Origin of the sequence: Paenibacillus sp. Aloe-11, from assembly GCF_000245715.1 — a bacterium.
In the GTDB taxonomy this organism is placed as follows: domain Bacteria; phylum Bacillota; class Bacilli; order Paenibacillales; family Paenibacillaceae; genus Paenibacillus; species Paenibacillus kribbensis.
Genome location: NZ_JH601055.1, coordinates 61,002 through 80,230 on the forward strand (window position 1 = coordinate 61,002; position 19,229 = coordinate 80,230).

Below are 19,229 nucleotides of genomic sequence, written 5' to 3' on the forward strand. Positions count from 1 at the left end.
GCGTTCAGGAAACTTTTCCTGAGCTATCATCGTTTAGCCTCTGATTTTTTTCTTCTTGGAACTGTATCTCTGCTAATGCATTTCCCACCGCCGTATCCAGGGCGTTAAGAATCTCCTTACGCTTATGCGGCTGCGAAGCAATTTCAGCTCCTTGAGACGCAAAATAAGCCCCTGAGTTTTCAGAGGCTTTCCTACTTATATTTTAAATTGGTTCTGTTGCTATAACGCTGCGGATTTTAAAGGGAAATATTTTTCAGTGAATATAAAGTTCTAGACAGGCCATACGTCTTTAAGCTAGCAGGCAGTATAGTTCTGGGGAAAGTAAAGATGAATGACAGAAAAAATGAAGCGGGACAATCCAAAAGGATTACCCCGCCCCAGCCTAACAGATTATTCCAAAACGTAGGAAATAGTCATTTCAACAGATTTATAAGAAAGGCTACCGAACCATCTATCTCCGGTAGAACTTGCAATGTTTGTTCCATAGACCTGTGCTGTCCATGTACCGCTTGCTTCCTGATCTAGAAAACTTGCTCTCTCAGTCATTCCACTGGGCTTCCATGCGATAGTAGCAGATTTGCCGCTAGGAGAGGATACATTCAACTTAGAAAAAACAATCGCCCCCAGCAGATTTTTATTGTTGTTGTTAATGATTCCTCTTCCTGGATCAATCTCAATCGACTTTACCTTGGCATTAAGAGGCAATGACGTAAACCGAAAGCTAACCTGATCGGAAAAACCGCTTTTGCCGGGGGCTAATGCCAACCCTAGGCTTTTGTTGGCGCTCACTGTTCTACTGCTGCTGGAAGCACTGGGAGCGGCACTTAACTGTACATCCACTGTCTGTGTATAGACAGTTTCACCAGCCGCATTGGTGGATACCTTAACATTCGGCTCCGCTGCAAATGCAGTCACGGACATTGTGGCGCTCATGGATACCGCCAGTAACATTGCACCTAAACGTTTTTTCATGCTCATACTCTTTTACCTCCAAAAAATATTATTAAGGTGGTATGAATTGCTATCCGAGCATAAAGACCTATTTTCAAAATGGGTGACGTTTTCTAGTAGAACAGCAATAACCGCCTTGTTAATATTATCGGTAAACAGTTAGAAGAAGTCAATTGTTTCCAATGATTTTTTTGGTAGAAATGGATTACATCTGTAAAATGTCGCGCAGCATCAGACTGGTTTAAAAGTAAAAAGAAAGACACCCTACCAGTCGGGGTTATTACAGTCCGATGTTCACGGAGTTTACCGTCTAAAAAAATCCCGCCGACCAATTAAGGTTAGCAGGGATTTCATTTTATTTAGAGTATTCACTTACTTCAAACGTCAGGATACGATCAAACAGCATATAATCCTTGCGGCTGCTGAATGGGCCTTTATTGTTATCGTGCTTGTTGATCGCGTATGAAGCTGATCCAGATCCAGCTTGCTTGCTCTCATACCAAGTGATAAAGTCATTGACTTCTTTTATACTTAGATCAAATTCCTTCTCCAAGCCGGTAGTCATAGTAACTACCAGGATTGCGCGATTACCTGAGGGTTGCTCAGGATCAGTTTGACCTCCTCCTTGTGGAGTTGCAGATGCTTCATTGGAATATTCAGAATCCACACCATTGACCTTAGCACTCACAACAAAGTAGTATTTCGTTCCGTTGGTCAGGCCCGGAATAACGAAGTTTCCATATACGTCTTTTGTAGCTGTGGCAGTTTCAGTATATTTACCTGATTCTGTTCCATACTTGACTGTGTAACCGTCAGCTTCTTGAACCTGCCCCCAGTTTAATGTAACTTGGCCGTCTCCAGGGGAGGCTACAAGATTCATGGGAGTGTGGATATCAACCAATTTTCCATCAGTATCTATTGCATCAAGCGAAAATGTGTTGTTTGTGCTATTCGTAGTTAACTTTACTTCATGAACAGCGGGTGGCAGATCTAAGGCTTCAAACACAAGTACTTGATACAGATTTGCAGGATTATTTGGATTGTATGTCGAAACTTTGCCATCAATCTCTATGGTCACATTGTTTACCCTATTGGTCCAATACAGATCAATAATTCGCAGTTTAGTTCCATAGAATTTGAATTTTATGGAATTTGTTGTGGCTCCAGATGGTTTCATATAGTGACCTGTTTTTGCATAAACACTATTAGGTTCATTTTCAACATATGCCCATCCACTACCTTCATACTTAATGGCAGGATTCATATCGTCATATCTTTCCCAACCTTCTTCGGCAGAAGTTAATCTCTCACCGATCGACGCTGCATACGTATTTGAATTTAAAATCAAGCTCGTTGCAAACAATAAAACACCTAACAAAATACTTATCTTTTTCATAAAATTTATCTTCACAAGAATTCCTCCTACTAGGGTTTGTTGAACTATTACTAAAGTAAATTAATTCTAAAGGTGTGTCTAAACATAAACTTGCTAATTTATAAATACAATCTAAATATTTGCATATTTATTTTTTATTGGGTATAAAAAAAGACTCTATCAGCCAAACACACCTGTAGAGTCCCTCATCCTTATTTCACTATGAATCTTACCTTTGTTCCATCTACATATTTATCCAACTGATGGCTTTACCCATGATCCAGCTCCTCTATTATCTATAGGGCTTATGTATCTTATATCTGCACCTGCGCCACCCTCAGAACACATAGCCATCGGCCATTCGTCACGATCATATCCCTTTTTAGTCGGATAGCCCTTCAAAGACTCCCTGCGATTCTCCTCGGCTCCATCCCGGTCAATCGTACATACCGCAGAATGTCCGGCCGCAATAGCATCCCTAATGTGCGCTCCGGTTTCAGGGTAGCATGAACTTGGGAACTTTAGCATATACCCCCCAAAGCAAAAATCCCTCAACGCTTAGAGCGCCAAGGGATTCTACCTTTTAGTACAACGTCAGATATTGATCACGTTCCCACTGGTGAACCTGTGTACGATACATGTCCCATTCAATTTCTTTAAGCTCGTAGAAGTATGCCAGAGCATGGTCGCCCAGTGCGTCAGAGATGACTTCGCTCCGAATGAGCTCAGACAAGGCTTCCTTCAAGTCTGCAGGCAGGCTTGGAATGCCTTCTTCGATGCGCTCTTCCTCGGACATAACGTAGATGTTACGATCAATTGGAGCTGGCAGAGGCAGCTGGCGTTTGATGCCATCCAAACCAGCTCTCAGCATCACAGCCAAGGCCAAATACGGATTCGCAGCCGGGTCAGGGTTACGAACTTCGACGCGAGTGCTCAGGCCACGAGATGCAGGAATCCGAATCATCGGGCTGCGGTTACTTGCGGACCAAGCAACATAACAAGGCGCTTCATAGCCTGGTACGAGACGCTTATATGAATTTACCGTCGGATTCGTGATTGCGGCCATTGCACGTGCGTGCTTGAGAATACCAGCCATATAGTGGCGGGCTGTTTGACTCAATCCGAGTTCGTCCGTTTCATCATAAAATACGTTCTCATTTTCCTTGAACAATGACTGGTTGCAGTGCATACCGGAGCCATTCACACCAAACAAAGGTTTTGGCATAAAGGTAGCATGCAGACCATGCTGACGTGCAATCGTCTTAACAACGAGCTTGAATGTTTGAATCTGATCCGCAGCTTTGATCGCATCCGCATATTTAAAGTCAATCTCATGCTGACCAGGTGCAACCTCATGATGGGATGCTTCAATTTCGAAGCCCATTTCTTCAAGCTTAAGAACAATTTCACGACGGCAGTTTTCACCGAGATCCATTGGTGCCAGGTCAAAATACCCGCCTTGGTCATTCAGCTCTGTGGTCGGCTCGCCCTTTTCATCTGTTTTGAACAGGAAAAATTCCGGTTCAGGTCCAACATTCATCGAAGTGTATCCCAGCTCTTCCGCTTCCTTAAGTACACGCTTCAAAATACCGCGTGGGTCACCTGCAAACGGAACTCCGTCCGGCTTGTAAATATCACAGATCAGACGAGCTACACGATCTGAGGTTACCCAAGGGAATACAACCCATGTGTCCAAATCCGGATATAAGTACATGTCAGATTCTTCGATGCGCACATAACCTTCAATGGAAGAACCGTCAAACATCATTTTGTTGTCCAATGCTTTTTCCAGTTGGCTAACTGGAATTTCAACGTTTTTAATAGTGCCCAGCAAATCTGTGAACTGCAAACGAATAAAACGAACATTTTCTTCTTTCGCAATCCGAAGAATATCTTCTCTGGTATAACTCACACTAACCTCTCCCTTTCTGTAGCGACAGTAATCAGCTGTTCCATAAATTTCTTAAATGATGAGTCCAAAATGTAGAATACAGCATTATCTTTTATTGAAAAACCGTGATAGTTCACCTTGGATCAGGGATACCTGTCCTGGTCTTTTGCCTGCCACAAGCTGTTGCTTCAACAAGCGGTGAAGCTGAGTATCAGACATTTCACGACGTTTGACTTCCGTGTCTGCAGTAATAACCGTAGCCTCCTCCGATTCTTTGGTGACCGGATTCATGACTTGTTTAATTCCCGCAATGTTAACACCCTTTTCAATCAACGCCTTGATTTCAAGCAGTCGCTCGACGTCATTAAAAGAAAAAAGGCGTTGGTTTCCCGATGTACGGGCAGGAACTATCAAGTTATGCTGCTCATAATAACGAATCTGACGTGCTGACAAGTCCGTTAGCTTCATGACAATACCTATTGGAAATAAGGCCATATTTCTGCGAATTTCATCGCCCATTTGTCATCAACCTTCCAGTGATCTTATTATTCACCTTATTGTACATTTAGCTGATGCAAAGTGTCAATGACATGTTAGAAAAACTCACAATAATTTACGATCTTTCATCGTTTGCAGGGCCATAAGCACTCCATATTTCACATGAGAGTAGGTTAAGCCCCCTTGCATGTAACCAATATAAGGTTCACGAATCGGTGCATCTGCAGATAATTCCAGACTTCCCCCTTGTATAAATGTACCGGCCGCCATGATAACCGGATGCTCGTAGCCCGGCATATCCCACGGCTCAGGTACCACATGGCTATCCACGGCGGCAGCGCGCTGAATTCCCTGAACAAAAGCAATGAGATGCTCTGGTCCGCTAAAAGAGATGGCCTGAATCAAATCCGTGCGCTCCTCATGCCAAGCCGGCTTAGTCTCAAAGCCCATTTCTTCAAAAACCGCAGCTGCAAATACACTGCCTTTAACCGCCTGTCCGACCAGTGTTGGAGCAAGGAATAAGCCCTGAAAGATACCTCGCGTGGTACCCAGCATGGCTCCTACTTCTCCGCCAATTCCCGGTGCTGTTAGTCGATAGGCTGCCAGCTCTACATACTCTTGTTTACCACAGATATACCCACCCGTTTCGGCAATGCCGCCACCGGGATTTTTAATCAGCGAACCTGCCATCAAATCGACCCCTACCTGAGTCGGCTCCTGCTTTTCGGTAAATTCGCCATAGCAATTGTCCACAAAGACAATGACGTCCGGTTTTATCGCCTTAACACGCGCTGTCATTTCCTCAATGTCGGCTACACTAAAGGAGGCTCTCCAATCGTAGCCGCGAGAGCGCTGGATACCGACCACCTTGGTATTGGCATGGATTGCGGCTTCTACCGCTTCCCAGTCCACTTTGCCTTCTGCTGTTAATGCTGTTTCTCCATAGGTAACACCAAAATCCTGTAATGATCCTGTTCCGTCGCCGGGCTTGCCAATCACCTTGTGCAGCGTATCATAAGGCCGCCCGGTGATATACAACAGTTCATCTCCTGGACGCAACACACCAAACAAAGCAGTGGCGATTGTATGAGTGCCCGAAGCAAAATGCGGACGCACCAACGCTGCCTCCGCACCGAATACATCGGCATAGACCTCCTCCAGCACCTCACGTCCCCGGTCATTGTATGCATATCCCGTAGAACCTGCAAAATGAAAATCGCTTACTTGCTTCCGCTGGAAAGACTGAATAACCTTCCACTGATTTGCATCTACAATCTGATCTATATGCCGCATACGTTCCTGTATTTTTTGTTCTACCATTTCCTGAATTTGTTGAATTTCCGAACTGAAAACTACCATTTTCCCCTTTGACCCTCTCTCTTACGCAGCCTTAGGCTATTGATGTTATATTATTGTTCGCTTTGAACGATGATCCTTATCATTTTATTGACCCAAAAACGTCATCAGATGTTAAGCTTCTGTGAACTCTTTAAGCGCATGACCATATTTTTCATACTCGCCTCTTTGAATTTCTACCTCATATATGACGTCATTGCCGTCATACTCCGTCAGCAGCACATCCCCGATACGATAAAGCACTGATGTCAGGTCGCCACGTCCCGCAGGAATACGGAATCTCAGTGTATCACCGCTCAAATGCTCTTGAACCAGCTCACGGATGCGCAGCAAATCCCCTTCATCAAATGAACTGATTTTTAAATATCCCTCCCCGGAAGGAAGCATTTCCAATTGCTCAGGGGTACAAGCATCTTTTTTGTTAAATAATACAATCTGAGGCTTGTCCGCAGCACCCAGCTGTTGCAAGATCGTCTCTACAACTTTCATCTGTTCGTCACGCATATCGGAAGAAGCATCCACGACATGTAAAATAAGATGAGCTTCATTAGCTTCCTCCAGAGTAGCCCGGAAGGAAGCTACCAAATCATGGGGCAGGTTTTGAATAAATCCGACCGTATCTGTAAGAATAACCTCTTTGCCACTCGGCAGCTCCATCGTTCTGGAAGTAGGGTCCAGCGTTGCAAACAGCTGGTTTTCAATATATACGTCAGCAGCCGTCAGTTGCTTTAACAGCGTTGATTTGCCCGCATTGGTATAGCCGACCAGCGCTACCTGTACAATACCGCTCTTTTGTCTGCGCTCCCTGTGCAAATAGCGGTGACGGGTCACCTCTTCCAGCTGGCGTTTCAGATCACTGATACGGTCACGGATATGACGACGGTCTGTTTCCAGCTTGCTTTCACCAGGACCACGCGTTCCGATTCCGCCCCCGAGCCGTGACAGGTTTTTACCGTGTCCGGACAGACGCGGTAGCAAATATGACAGCTGTGCCAGCTCAACCTGAATTATACCTTCACGCGTTTTCGCACGCTGGGCAAAAATGTCCAGAATAAGCTGTGTCCGGTCAATAATCTTGAGATCCAGACTTTCTTCCAGATTTCGTACCTGAGCTCCCGATAGCTCCTGGTCAAAAATAGCTGTATTCGCTCCCAATTCCTCGGCAACCGCACGTAATTCCTCTACTTTACCTTTACCAATAAACCATTTGGAGTCTTTGGTCTCCCTATTCTGGGTCAGGACGCTCAGCACTTCAACTCCCGCTGTCTCAGCCAGCTTCACCAGCTCATCCAGCGAATATTCCGTATTGATGCCGGAACGTTTAACTTCATCCGTAATCAGACTGACCAGTACCGCCTTGTCCTGCATTTCGGTTTGTGTATCATGAGTGGAGTTCGCCATATTGTTTGCTCCTTTATTTTCATATCAACCCTCGAACAGAGACCGACCTGATATTCAGGCCGGCCCCGTTCAATGTCGTGCAATTCGATGTGATTCAGAGATTCAGATTCCTATTATCGCCTATCTTTTGTCCAATTTCAAATCTTCTGGCCGCAGCGTCATCAATTCTTGCTTTCCGGGCTGCCCGCTTCTGTACTGATTGAGGAGTCTAACAGCCTGATGCCGAATCGCTTTTTCAATCACGTTACGGACATAACGCGCATTACTGAATGCATGAAGACTGTCATTGCGCTCGTTCAGCAAATGCTCCTTCATTTTGAGTATGGATTGGGGCATAAGAATATAATCCCGCTCCTTAGCCATCATCTCGGAAATTTGGATAAGCTGATCGACGGTATAGTCAGGAAAATCCAGCTGGATCGGAAAACGAGAAGGCAGACCTGGATTTGTTCGCAAAAAAAAGTCCATTTCCCCTGAATACCCAGCGAGAATCAAAATAAATTGATTTTTTTGGTCTTCCATAGCCTTTACCAAGGTATCAATCGCCTCTTTGCCGAAATCCTTTTCCCCTCCGCGTGCCAAGCTGTAGGCCTCATCAATGAACAGCACACCGCCTAGAGATTTTTTAACCAGATCCCGCGTTTTTTGCGCAGTGTGCCCAATATACTCCCCTACCAGATCAGCTCTTTCCACCTCAATCAGATGGCCTTTGCTCAATACTCCCATTTTTTGCAGCATTTTAGCGATAATGCGGGCTACCGTCGTTTTCCCCGTACCTGGATTTCCTTTGAAAATCATGTGATAAACATGGGCATTACTCAGCAACCCCGCATCCGTGCGCATATGGGTGATCTGCAGAAAAGCATATACTTCAAATACCAGGTCTTTGATGTTATCCAAACCAACGAGATGATCGAGCTCTTTCTGAATTTCCTGATAAAGACTGAGATACTGCGGTAGCGCCTGCGACTTGGTTGAAGCTGCTGCTTCCTTTTCGTCCACTGTTACCGAAGCTGTCGGCTCCGGGCTACGCAGCACGACATTGATTTGTCTGGAAGGTCTCTCCTCCGACCGCTTGCCCGCGGCAATTCCCCGTCCGTTCATGCATCCATCACCTCAACATTTCTTCAGGCACAGCTTACCCTATTAATGTATTCGGTCCGGCATGTCCTTATTAGCACAAAAGCAACGGGAATGCACACAAGGCATTTTTCTCCCCGTTCAGGCCAGCCAAGTTTGAGCGCTGATCCACCACCGTTGCAGCGTCCATTTAGCGTAAGCCAATACTTCTCTCGATTGATGAAGCGGCATATTCAATACTCTGGATTCCGTCAGAGCCATCTGAGGATGATCAAAATTCAAAAATTGAGCGATCTCCAGCGCACGAGGGCCATGATAGCTATGTGTAATGATCACAGTCGAGGTCCAGCCATACGCTCTCATGATTCGCTGGCTATACAGCAAATTTTCGTAGGTGCTGGTAGCATGGTTCTCCAGTACAATATGCTGGGCAGGGATACCCCTATCTACCAGATAGCGTTGCATTCCTTCGGCCTCTGTATACGGAAAATCAGGCTGATCCAGCCCTCCACTTACAATCAGACGCTTGACGGTCCCATTGCGGTATAACCGCAAGGCTTCTTCCAGCCTCTCCTTTAATCCGGGGCTTGGCTCTGCTCCCCACATGGAAGCCCCCAGCACGATTCCGATTTGCGCTTGCTGAAGCGGAGAGGTAGAGGCGGCTGTATTCATGTTCCAAACTCGGAAGCCTGCCCATACCAATCCGATCAGTATAACCATCAGCAAGCAAAGTACGAGACGCTTGAGTAAGATACGTCTTCTCCCTGAGCGACTTAGCCTATTCTGAGGCTCAGGGCGTTTTGGCCTGATGTTACCCATCCACTGCAAAACATTCACCGATCCCTTTTGAAATCACCGTTATGAAACCATTCCGCACGGTGTTTCAGCGACATTTTAAAATAGGGGAACATGTGGGCATCTATCCGATGTAGCACATCAGCCGCTGTACGATTAGCCAATTCTGCCTCTTGCGTTGAGATATGCCCGCGTTGTAGCGCTTCCTCTAGCTCATCCTCATCCACCAAGAAGATTTCACCATTTTTGAGCACCACGACATCCAAATACAAATCGTCAAACCAAGGGACACCCTGATCGGTTACACCCTGATTTCGGCAGGTGTCAATGTACCATTCCACGATCTGCTCCCGATTGTCAAACATAGCTGTCACCACATAATGCTCACCTTTTGGATAATACTGCAGCCAGGAATAACCTTTATCGGCTATGCAAAACGTATGACCACCGTAGCTTTTCCATAACGGCTCCTTGAGACTCAAAATGGTATACAGGGTCACATATCCTGTAAACGCGTCACTTTCTACATACCGGCAAGCAAACTTGCGATTCGTTATTCTGCGCCAGTTGGCCCGGTCTCCGAATTTGCGCTTCATAATGATGTTCCTCTCCAACATTGGTAAAACCAGCTTACCATATTTAAACTGTACACTCAAAAAAGATACCCCAAGCTACAACAAAAAAAGGTATTCTCAGACCGTAAAACGGTCTGAAAATACCTTAAGGTTAAAAACAAGCCAATTTACATAAAGCGAAGCTACTAATTCCGGTTGCGGTGTCCACGATTGGAGTTCGAATGGTCGTTGGAATTGTTTTCCTGACCTCCATCCCCCAGGGTTCCTGTAGTAGATGTACTGATATCATTCGGATTCACCGTTGTCTCACCATTGACAGCCCCTGTATCCGGTATAGTTGTCTGACCATTCCCCTGGTTCGTATCAATTCCGTTACCGGAGCTTCCATTGTCGTTGCCTGTACCCCCAGTGCCATTTCCACTGGTGTCCCCAGGAGTCATCGGAACTTGATCCGTGCCAGTGCCATTATCGGCGCCACCAGGATTTGTATTTCCCTGATCCGTACCATTTTGGCCATCTGTAACTCCACCGTTGTCCGGTAAGGTTCCATCCTGATTCGGATCAGTTCCCTGTTGTGGATCCACCGGAGTGGTGTCTGCCGGAACTTCCACGCTAATTGTATTGGAACGTTCGGATTCCTTACCATCCGGTCCATAAGCGACTACATAATATTCATACGTATTTCCTGGCACAGGAGACGTATCTTCACCGCTTGTGCCCTTCATTGCCTCCATAATCGGCGTAAAGTCTGGATCGGAAGACCCTTTGCGATACACACGATATTGTACATTATCACCCGCCGATGCAGTCCAGGATAGAGATACAATTTGCGTATCCTGACTATAAGATCCGTTCAAACCGCTTGGAGCAGTAGCCTGAACAGTCTCAACCGGTTTCTCAACTACTGGCGGCTCATATCCCTTCGGCTGGGAGAATTGCGTAACCGGATGTCCTTTGAGCGCATCGCCCATGACTCTGCCGAAAAAGGCTGCAGACTGTCCGCTGTAGTTCCTCAGCATATGCTTGCTGTCAGGCTTGTCATATCCCATCCATACGGCTCCGGTATACTCCGGCGTATAACCGACAAACCAGATGTCCCGGTTGCCGCTGTTGCCGCTGATTCCACTTTGCGTCGTACCCGTCTTACCGGCTACAGGCCAGTCAATACGCGCTTTGCGGCCTGTGCCGCTATTGACTACATTTTGCATCATCTGTGTCATTTCATAAGCTGTTTTCTCACTCATTACAGGCTTGAATGCCTCTTCATGAGTATAAATCACTTGATCATCACTATTATTAATTTGCTTAATGGAATAAGCCTTTTGGAATTGTCCCTTATTGGCAAAAGCGCTGTACGCCTGTGCCATTTCAAGGGTATTTGTCCCTTTGCTTAATCCCCCCAATGCGATAGCAAGCGAGTGATCATTCTTATCCATCGGAATGCCCAGGCTTTCCGCGAACTGAACCCCTTTTTCCACGCCGATTTGGTTCAGCAACCATACTGGCGGGATATTTTCAGACTTTGTAATCGCATCGGTCATACTGATGGTCGAAGAGTAACCATGCAAGTTTTTCGGGCTGTACCCGTTAAAGCTCTGCCGTTCGTTACTTAAAGGGGTATCCATCGTAAATTTGCCGGATTCGAGAGCCGGCGCATACGCCGCAATAGGTTTAAAGGCCGAGCCTGGCTGTCTGCGGCTTTGTGTTGCACGGTTAAAGGTTCCCCTCTTGTAATCCCGTCCGGGTGCCATTGCGGCTATTCCGCCCGTTTGGTTGTTAATAATAACCATAGAGGCTTGAACAGGCTGATCGTCCGGGCTTTTTTCGAACATATCATCATCTGCCATCGCCTGATCCAGTGCATTTTGAGCCTGAGCATCCATGGTCGTATGAATTTGATAACCGCCAATGATCAGATCATTCCCGCTGACTCCTGGCAAGGCATCCTCTGCCTCATTCATCACATACTCCATAAAATTCTGATACTTTTGCACTTTTTCCGGCTGCTTGTAATCGTAATTTACTACCTTGGCTGCTTCCATCTCCTGCTTGCCAATCATCCCCTGCTCGAACATCAGCTGAAGAACCACCGCACGCCGGGCCTTCGAGTCTTCCGGGTTACTGATCGGATTGTATTTGGAAGGCCCTTTCGGAATGGCGGCTAGTGTAGCAATCTGCCACAACTTTAATTGTTTTAAATCTGTCACTCCAAAATAACCTTCCGATGCTGCTTTAATACCGGAATACGAACGTCCAAACCAAATCCGGTTTAGATAAAGTGTGATAATCTCATCTTTTGTCAAATTCCGTTCCAAAGCCATGGCAATAGATACCTCGGTCGCTTTACGGAAAAAGGTTTTGTCACGCGACAAAAACAAGTTTTTGGCCAACTGCTGGGTCAGCGTACTACCGCCCTCCACCGCTGAACGAGCTACGATATCCTTAACAGCCGCCCGCCCAATGGACCAAATATCGACACCCTGATGCTCGTAAAATCGTTTATCCTCCGTTGCTACAAAAGCTTTTTTAAGCAAATCCGGAATTTCTTCACTTGTGACAGGATCGCTTTTTTGCACAGACAGCTCACCCATAAGCACACCGTTGCGGTCATAAACCTTCGATGTCCCATTCACGTTAATTTTATCCTTGTTGGCTTTGTAAATCTGCTCGCCATTGACCATGACGAACAAGTATCCGGCAAGTGCGCAAAATATGGCTAACGCTGCTGTAATAAACAGCGTCCATCCAATTCGCTTACCTGTAATTTTCTTTTTCTTGCCCTTCGGCTTCTCTTTAGGTGTGTTTCTATTGCGATTGCCGGATCTGGACAATGAATCGTTTGGCATTCCCCTGACTCCCTTTCGCGAATAATCATATGTTGCCGAACATGTACCTTGCTTTCGGTAGCATGAAATCAAAACGGAATGAAAAGAACAACCCTGTTCAGGTTGCTCTCGGTCACATTCCTATACAGTTAGACGAGACGGACGCTCGAAAAGTTTCATCAACCTGGCGACCGTCAAGCCCCTAATCAGTTATCGCCGATATTATCCTGTTGCTGTACAAGCGATACATTGCGTTGCGGTGTAAAGGTGGATATAGCATGCTTGTAAATCAGCTGTTGCTTCCCATCGGAATCAATAACAATTGTGAAATTGTCAAAGGCCTTAATCGTTCCCCGCACCTGAAATCCATTGATGAGGTATACCGTGACGGGTATAGAATCCTTCCGCAATTGATTCAGAAACGTATCTTGGATATTAATAGACTTGTTCATTTTAGCCGTACCCCCAATAATCATTTGGATTGTTTTGAAGTATATTCAAGGTCTGTCCGGAACTTTCCTGCTATAATTTCTTGTATTTGGGCTGCATGAGCAGAAAAATTTCCGAAATCAGTGACATCTACCCACTGGATATCCTTCATATGGCGAAACCACGAGAGCTGTCGCTTCGCAAAATGACGCGTATCCCGTTTTAGCCAAGTCACCGCTTCTTCCAAAGACACCTCTCCCCGCAGGTAGGAGGATATCTCTTTATAGCCTAGACCTTGCATGGAGATGGCATCGCTTCGCACTCCCCGTTCCATTAAGGAGGCTACCTCAGCAACAAGCCCTTGATCGAGCATCCCGTCGATTCGGTCTTCAATACGTTTATAAAGCATTTGCCTATCCATTGTCAAACCTACGATGCACAATTGGTAGGGAGACTCCTTCTTTTGACTGGCAAGTTGCGAGCTAAGTGTCGTTCCGCTAACATGGTAAATTTCCAATGCCCGAACGACACGACGACGGTCATTGGGGTGCAAACGAAGCGCACTTTCGGGATCAACCGCCTGCAGTCGCGCATGAAGCGCTTCGGCCCCAAACTGTTCGGCAAAATCAAGCTGTTCCTGACGAAAAGCTTCATCAGCTCCCACCTCGGAAAACTGGTATTCATAGCAGACCGATTCCACGTATAAACCTGTTCCGCCTACGATAAACGGCAATTTTCCTCTGGAATGAATATCCGGTATGAGGCGACGGCAATCTTCCTGAAATGCAGCTACTGAATATGGGTATTCAGGCTCATGAATATCAATTAAATGGTGCTTGATTCCTTCCATTTCCTGTTTGGAAATTTTGGCTGTTCCAATGTCCATATGACGGTACACCTGCATGGAATCACCGGAAATAATTTCCGCGTCCCATTGCCGTGCCATCTCAATGCTCAGTTTCGTCTTGCCGACTGCAGTCGGGCCAACAAGAACAAGTAATTTAGGCTTAGATCCCGCTGTCAATATCAATCACTCCGTACACTGTTTTCGTTGTGCCCCGTTGCTCCACACGGAAGCCGAGGCGGGCAAATTCCCCGCTGCCCCGTTTTTCCTTCAATACAATTGTTTTCCGTGCAATCCGCTTGGCCTGAACAATACTTTCCTCATCTAGTGCGTCCGGGTTAGCCAACCCTCTCAATGGACCGATTGCGCTGGAATCGAGCAACGGATCACGGAACATCGGGTCAAAATAAACAATATCTATACTGCGATCCGGCAAGCTGCGCAAAAAGTCCAGATGGTGACCAAAACGAACATCAATGTTGGAAAATGCCTCATCCACCGCGGAGTTACCGGAACGGTAATGCCTCATTCCATCCTTGATTAAAGCATAGACGGGAAAAGAACTTTCCACAGCCGTTACTTGTCCAGAACTTCCCGTTCCAATGGAAAACAGGAGGGAATCCGTTCCGAGTCCTGCGGTACAATCCAGCACGGTATCGCCCGGAACGAGCCTGGCGGCAGTCAACATCGGATCAGGCTCACCTTTTAATACCCGCTTGGCACGAATGAAGCCCATACTCGGGTGAAAAGCCATCGTTGTCTGCTCCGGGCCAATCAGCCTCACTCCGCCCTGCACCAGTACCAGAGCCTGACGGACTCTATGAGCAGCGATTAGCTTAGCTACTGATATGCCACGACGGGGGGCGTACAGCACCCCCAGCTCGGCTGCAAGCAGCTCCGCTCGCTGCACAACCTCAGCCGAGGGAGCATCCCCTGTCGTCACCAGTAATTCAGCTTGCTGCTCACGAAGCATCATCTGCTTTTCTTCTTCACGGTTTTCCCAATCCTGCAACATATTTATACTCCCTTACATTACTCTTTTAAACAACTTCTCCAAATCATATGTGGAAAAGGAAACGACGATAGGACGCCCATGGGGGCAAGTGTACGGTTGTTTGCACGCTGCCAAACGCTCCAGCAGGACGACAGCCTGTCGATCGGTCAGCTTCTGATTAGCTTTAATCGAAGCTCTGCAGGAACACATAATCGAGGCCGCCTCGCGCAGCTTGGCAAGATCAATGGCTTTTTCCTCCAGTACCCATCCAGCCATTTCCTCAATGACATCCGCTTCTTCCCCTTTGGGGAGCCAATATGGATAAGAGCTGACACGGAAGGTTTGACCGCCAAAATGCTCCAAATACACTCCCGCCTGTTCAAACCAGTGTAGCCTCGTTTTCAACTTTTCCGTCTCAGAAGGCGTAAAATCAAGTGTAATCGGCAGGAGGAGTTCCTGCGATACGGACTCGGGATTGCCAAACTTTTCATAATAAAACTCGTAATTGACCCGTTCGTGCGCAGCATGCTGATCAATTAAATACAAGCCCTGATCGTTCTGCGCTATCAGATAAGTTCCATGATGCTGACCAATCAAATTCAGCTCAGGAAAAGTGGGCAGCTCGGGAGCTTCACCAGACATCGCTGCCAGCTGCTCGGCATTCAACCGTGGCTGACGAGGCTTCTCGTCGGTGAAATAGCGCGAGTCCGCAGCATTTCCTGCACTCGGAGCCACAGAAGAGCGATAGGTGGCAGAAGCGGCCGTTTCCTGAACAGCTCCGCTGTAAACAGAAGATGTGCCTACTGCAGCCTCGTCTCCTTGCACCTCTTGAGCACCGGACGACTGCCTATGAGCACCAGGGAGTGACATACCTCCGCTCCCATTGTTTTCATCCACAAAATCTGCATTCAATTCTTCATCGCTGACACTTGTCCCTGAAAGAGCGCTTGCCCGATCAATAGCAGGAACGCCCTCCCTGTGCGTACGTAGTTCACGCTCCGGGCTAACCCTGCGGTTCTCTTCATTCCCGTTCAAACGATTGGATTGACGCGGGTCCTGCCCCTTTAGAGAGGCCACGGAAAGCGGCTCTGCCAGTCCCCTGTCTTCGCCGGAAGAAACAGCACCTTCCGTTCTATTTCCCGTATCATATCCAGTATCATGTCCCTTCGAAAAGTGAAACTGCTCCTGAACAAACGAGCCACTATCCTTGCCGCCGATTTCGCGCTTGACGGCCTTCGGAATCAGCACCTGCTGCCCCAAAACAGCTTTTATCGAATCCTCAACCAGTTGAAACAGTTCGGTCTCCTTGCTGAACCTCACCTCCAGCTTGGCGGGATGAACGTTAACATCCACCAATGAAGGATGCATTTCCAGCTGGATCACTGCCAGCGGAAAACGATTGATCGGCAGCAACGTATGATATGCCTTAAGCAGCGCCTGATTGAGCCCGTAGCTGCGCACAAAGCGACCATTCACTACGGTTGAAATCGCATTCCGGTTCGATCTGGTCCACTCCGGTCGACTGACAAAGCCGCTAATGCGGTAATCGAGGCTCTCTCCTTCCAGCGGCAGCATGGACTTCGCCGCAGAAGTTCCGTAAATCGCGGCAATCACCTGCAGCAAATCTCCATTGCCCAGCGTTTGCAGCAATGTATTGCCGTTATGTCGCAAGGTAAAAGCAACTTCCGGGTGTGAAAGCGCCATCCGGTACAGCACATCCGAAATGTGCCCCAGCTCCGTCTGGATCGTTTTCATATATTTCAGCCGTGCCGGCGTATTATAAAACAGCTCCCGAACGGTAAAATCCGTGCCTTGCCGGGCGGCTGCATCCTCGTGAAGCATCAGCTTGCCGCCCTCAATCACCAATTTACGCGCACGTCCGTCGTCTCCGGCTGCCGTAAGCAGCTCCACTTTCGATACAGCGGCGATACTCGGAAGCGCCTCACCCCGAAAGCCCAGACTCGTAATCTGAAACAGATCGCGGCCATGTCCGATTTTGCTGGTTGCATGGCGATAGAAGGCCGTTTCCACGTCTTCAGGCTCAATACCGCTGCCGTTATCCGTAACCCGGATACTTTGCAGCCCGCCTTCTTCAACAGATACGTCCACACGCGTACCGCCTGCATCAATCGCATTTTCCACCAGTTCCTTTACGACGGAGGACGGACGTTCCACGACCTCGCCGGCAGCAATCTGGTTCGCAATATGCTCATCCAGTACTCGAATTTTAGACATCCTTTGAACCTCCTCCTGACTTCAAAGTGTGATGAAAAACAAGAAACTAATCACGTCATTTATTTTTGCTACAGGCCGTTGGCCTTGTTTTTTAATTCGTTTAACAGCTGCATCGCCTGCAAGGGAGTCATGTTCATGACATCAGCATTTTTCACCTTGCGCAAAATTTGGCGTACAACCGGATTAGCCTCAGCCGTCTCTGACTCGGACTGCGACTTAACGGGAGCAAGCTCCTGCTCTCCGAAAATAGACAGCTGTATCACTCCGGTCGCCCCCTGCTCTAACGCGCTGGGATCTTCCGCAGCCTGTACAGTATCCTCTTTTACAAGGGTGGCTTGCTGCGATAAAGGCTGGGCTTGTGATGCAGCTGCTCCCTGTTCTCGCAATGTCTGGGCTGAATTGTCCCGGTTCTCCGTGTTCAGAGAAGAAGCGGCTCCTGTCCCTGAGTGTGTACGATGGGCTGTTGCTTCCTTCGCTCCCGCTACGTTCTCAGTGCCTGCCGTTACTTGGGCTGCCGCTTGTTCAAAGCCATGCAATAGCCCATTTGCACGCTCAATAATGTTACTTGGCAAACCTGCCAGCCGGGCACAATAAATACCATAGCTGCTGCTAGCTGCTCCCTGTATGAGCTTACGCAGGAAGTTCACCTTGTCGCCGCTTTCCTGTACCGCCATAGAGTAGTTCCGCAGCGAAGACAGACTTTGCTCCAAATGAGCCAGCTCATGGAAATGCGTAGACACCAGCGCTTTACAGCCGATGGTGTCATGTACAAATTCGATAACCGCCTGCGCAATCGCCATCCCCTCACTTGTGGACGTACCGCGTCCCAGCTCATCGATAATGATCAAGCTTCGCGGGGTTGCCTTGTCCGTCATCACTTGGATATCAGCCATTTCCACCATAAACGTACTCTGCCCGCCGATGAGATCATCCGCTGCGCCGATACGTGTGAAAATACGGTCCAGCATCGGTACTTTAGCACGTGCAGCCGGGACGAAGCAACCAATTTGAGCCATAATTGCAATGAGTGCAACCTGACGCATATACGTACTTTTACCAGCCATATTTGGACCCGTGATCAGTAAAATATGCGCATCTGCTTCCTCCAGAGCGGTGCCGTTGGCGATAAAACTGCCATCCTTCATTACAGCCTCCACAACGGGATGCCGCCCCTGCTCAACCACAAAATCGTACCCCGTTGTCAGTTCAGGCTTCACAAAGCCGCGCTCCGCGCTCACGGATGCCATGGACTGGTATACGTCAATTTCAGCCACCTGCTCTGCCAGCTTTTGCAAACGGGGAATTTCAGCGTTCAGCTTACTGCGCAGCTCGGAGAAAAGCGTGTACTCCAGATCGACCATTTTATCTTCAGCTTCCAAAATCAAGGATTCCTTTTCCTTCAGCTCTGGTGTAATATACCGTTCCGCATTCGCCAGCGTCTGTTTGCGTTCATACCGACCTTCCGGTAATGAGGCCAAATTGGATTTGGTCACCTCGATATAATAACCAAATACTTTGTTATATCCGATTTTGAGCGACCGGATGCCCGTTGCAGCACGTTCCTTGGCCTCCAGCTCGGCGATCCAGCGCTTGCCGTTCACACTCGCCTCCCTCAGCTCATCCAGACGCTGGTGGTAGCCTTCCTTAATGATCCCCCCGTCCCTTACGGAGATTGGCGGTTCATCCGCTACCGCTTCCTCGATCAACGCACACAAATCTGTACAGCTATCCAGCGTTTGGGCAATTCGTCTCAGCGTCTGTGAAGGCGATTCGGCGCACAGTTCGCGCAAACCCGGAATCCGGGCCAGCGACAGTTTAAGAGCGATCAGATCGCGTGCATTAGCGCTGCCAAAGGCAATTCGTCCAACCAGTCGCTCCAGATCGTAAATCTCTTTGAGCTGAGCACGCACATCTTCACGGAAAATGAACTGATGGTATAGCTTGTCCACCGCCTCTAGCCGTTCCTCAATCATATGGCTG

At 47.7% G+C, this 19,229-nt stretch carries 15 protein-coding genes and 1 pseudogene; all 16 read right to left on the bottom strand.

Features of this window, described 5'->3' with window-relative positions; genetic code table 11:
* Window positions 1–390: 390 nt before the first annotated feature.
* Window positions 391–978 carry a hypothetical protein gene (locus WG8_RS13150; RefSeq protein ID WP_007430679.1) on the bottom strand — a complete coding sequence of 196 codons (588 nt, stop codon included), beginning with the start codon at window positions 976–978 and terminating at the stop codon, window positions 391–393.
* 328 nt (window positions 979–1,306) lie between these two features.
* Window positions 1,307–2,362 (bottom strand): fibronectin type III domain-containing protein, encoded by a 1,056-nt coding sequence (locus tag WG8_RS13155; RefSeq protein ID WP_007430680.1) that lies wholly within the window; start codon window positions 2,360–2,362, stop codon window positions 1,307–1,309.
* Window positions 2,363–2,538: 176 nt separating this feature from the next.
* A pseudogene (locus WG8_RS13160) lies at window positions 2,539–2,854 on the bottom strand (NucA/NucB deoxyribonuclease domain-containing protein); the annotation flags it as partial.
* Window positions 2,855–2,909: 55 nt separating this feature from the next.
* Window positions 2,910–4,238, bottom strand: a complete 1,329-nt coding sequence (gene glnA / locus WG8_RS13165) for a type I glutamate--ammonia ligase (RefSeq protein ID WP_007430682.1) — start codon at window positions 4,236–4,238, stop codon at window positions 2,910–2,912.
* A gap of 84 nt (window positions 4,239–4,322) precedes the next feature.
* On the bottom strand, window positions 4,323–4,736 hold the full coding sequence (locus WG8_RS13170; protein ID WP_007430683.1) for a MerR family transcriptional regulator: 414 nt from the start codon (window positions 4,734–4,736) through the stop codon (window positions 4,323–4,325).
* Between the two features lie 84 nt (window positions 4,737–4,820).
* Entirely contained in the window at window positions 4,821–6,074 is a 1,254-nt protein-coding gene (locus WG8_RS13175; RefSeq protein WP_007430684.1) for a methionine gamma-lyase family protein, read from the bottom strand.
* Window positions 6,075–6,185: 111 nt separating this feature from the next.
* Window positions 6,186–7,472 carry a GTPase HflX gene (gene hflX, locus WG8_RS13180; protein ID WP_007430685.1) on the bottom strand — a complete coding sequence of 429 codons (1,287 nt, stop codon included), beginning with the start codon at window positions 7,470–7,472 and terminating at the stop codon, window positions 6,186–6,188.
* A 120-nt stretch (window positions 7,473–7,592) separates the two neighbouring features.
* Window positions 7,593–8,576 carry an AAA family ATPase gene (locus tag WG8_RS13185; RefSeq protein ID WP_007430686.1) on the bottom strand — a complete coding sequence of 328 codons (984 nt, stop codon included), beginning with the start codon at window positions 8,574–8,576 and terminating at the stop codon, window positions 7,593–7,595.
* Between the two features lie 117 nt (window positions 8,577–8,693).
* On the bottom strand, window positions 8,694–9,389 hold the full coding sequence (locus WG8_RS13190) for a YdcF family protein (protein WP_198286456.1): 696 nt from the start codon (window positions 9,387–9,389) through the stop codon (window positions 8,694–8,696).
* Window positions 9,386–9,943: a DUF402 domain-containing protein gene (locus WG8_RS13195; RefSeq protein ID WP_007430688.1), complete on the bottom strand. Its 558-nt coding sequence runs from the start codon at window positions 9,941–9,943 to the stop codon at window positions 9,386–9,388. Before WG8_RS13195 ends, WG8_RS13190 begins: the two co-directional genes overlap by 4 nt.
* A 164-nt stretch (window positions 9,944–10,107) precedes the next feature.
* Complete coding sequence (locus WG8_RS13200; RefSeq protein WP_007430689.1) at window positions 10,108–12,768, bottom strand: penicillin-binding protein 1A; 2,661 nt, start codon at window positions 12,766–12,768, stop codon at window positions 10,108–10,110.
* Between the two features lie 185 nt (window positions 12,769–12,953).
* Window positions 12,954–13,199: an RNA chaperone Hfq gene (gene hfq, locus WG8_RS13205; RefSeq protein WP_007430690.1), complete on the bottom strand. Its 246-nt coding sequence runs from the start codon at window positions 13,197–13,199 to the stop codon at window positions 12,954–12,956.
* A 20-nt stretch (window positions 13,200–13,219) separates the two neighbouring features.
* Window positions 13,220–14,200 carry a tRNA (adenosine(37)-N6)-dimethylallyltransferase MiaA gene (gene miaA, locus WG8_RS13210; protein WP_007430691.1) on the bottom strand — a complete coding sequence of 327 codons (981 nt, stop codon included), beginning with the start codon at window positions 14,198–14,200 and terminating at the stop codon, window positions 13,220–13,222.
* Complete coding sequence (locus tag WG8_RS13215) at window positions 14,184–15,035, bottom strand: class I SAM-dependent methyltransferase (RefSeq protein WP_007430692.1); 852 nt, start codon at window positions 15,033–15,035, stop codon at window positions 14,184–14,186. The genes miaA and WG8_RS13215 overlap by 17 nt, the downstream gene beginning before the upstream one ends.
* Before the next feature lie 12 nt (window positions 15,036–15,047).
* On the bottom strand, window positions 15,048–17,249 hold the full coding sequence (gene mutL / locus WG8_RS13220; protein ID WP_007430693.1) for a DNA mismatch repair endonuclease MutL: 2,202 nt from the start codon (window positions 17,247–17,249) through the stop codon (window positions 15,048–15,050).
* A 68-nt stretch (window positions 17,250–17,317) separates the two neighbouring features.
* A partial coding sequence (gene mutS, locus WG8_RS13225) for a DNA mismatch repair protein MutS (protein WP_007430694.1) occupies window positions 17,318–19,229 on the bottom strand: 1,912 nt, incomplete at its 5' end.

Coding starts and splice junctions, on each gene's coding strand:
- WG8_RS13215 (WP_007430692.1), bottom strand. CDS start 15,035: ATGTTGCAGGATTGGGAAAACCGTGAAGAAGAAAAGCAGATGATGCTT.
- WG8_RS13195 (WP_007430688.1), bottom strand. CDS start 9,943: ATGAAGCGCAAATTCGGAGACCGGGCCAACTGGCGCAGAATAACGAAT.
- WG8_RS13150 (WP_007430679.1), bottom strand. CDS start 978: ATGAGCATGAAAAAACGTTTAGGTGCAATGTTACTGGCGGTATCCATG.
- hflX (WP_007430685.1), bottom strand. CDS start 7,472: ATGGCGAACTCCACTCATGATACACAAACCGAAATGCAGGACAAGGCG.
- hfq (WP_007430690.1), bottom strand. CDS start 13,199: ATGAACAAGTCTATTAATATCCAAGATACGTTTCTGAATCAATTGCGG.
- WG8_RS13200 (WP_007430689.1), bottom strand. CDS start 12,768: ATGCCAAACGATTCATTGTCCAGATCCGGCAATCGCAATAGAAACACA.
- WG8_RS13170 (WP_007430683.1), bottom strand. CDS start 4,736: ATGGGCGATGAAATTCGCAGAAATATGGCCTTATTTCCAATAGGTATT.
- WG8_RS13175 (WP_007430684.1), bottom strand. CDS start 6,074: ATGGTAGTTTTCAGTTCGGAAATTCAACAAATTCAGGAAATGGTAGAA.
- WG8_RS13185 (WP_007430686.1), bottom strand. CDS start 8,576: ATGAACGGACGGGGAATTGCCGCGGGCAAGCGGTCGGAGGAGAGACCT.
- mutL (WP_007430693.1), bottom strand. CDS start 17,249: ATGTCTAAAATTCGAGTACTGGATGAGCATATTGCGAACCAGATTGCT.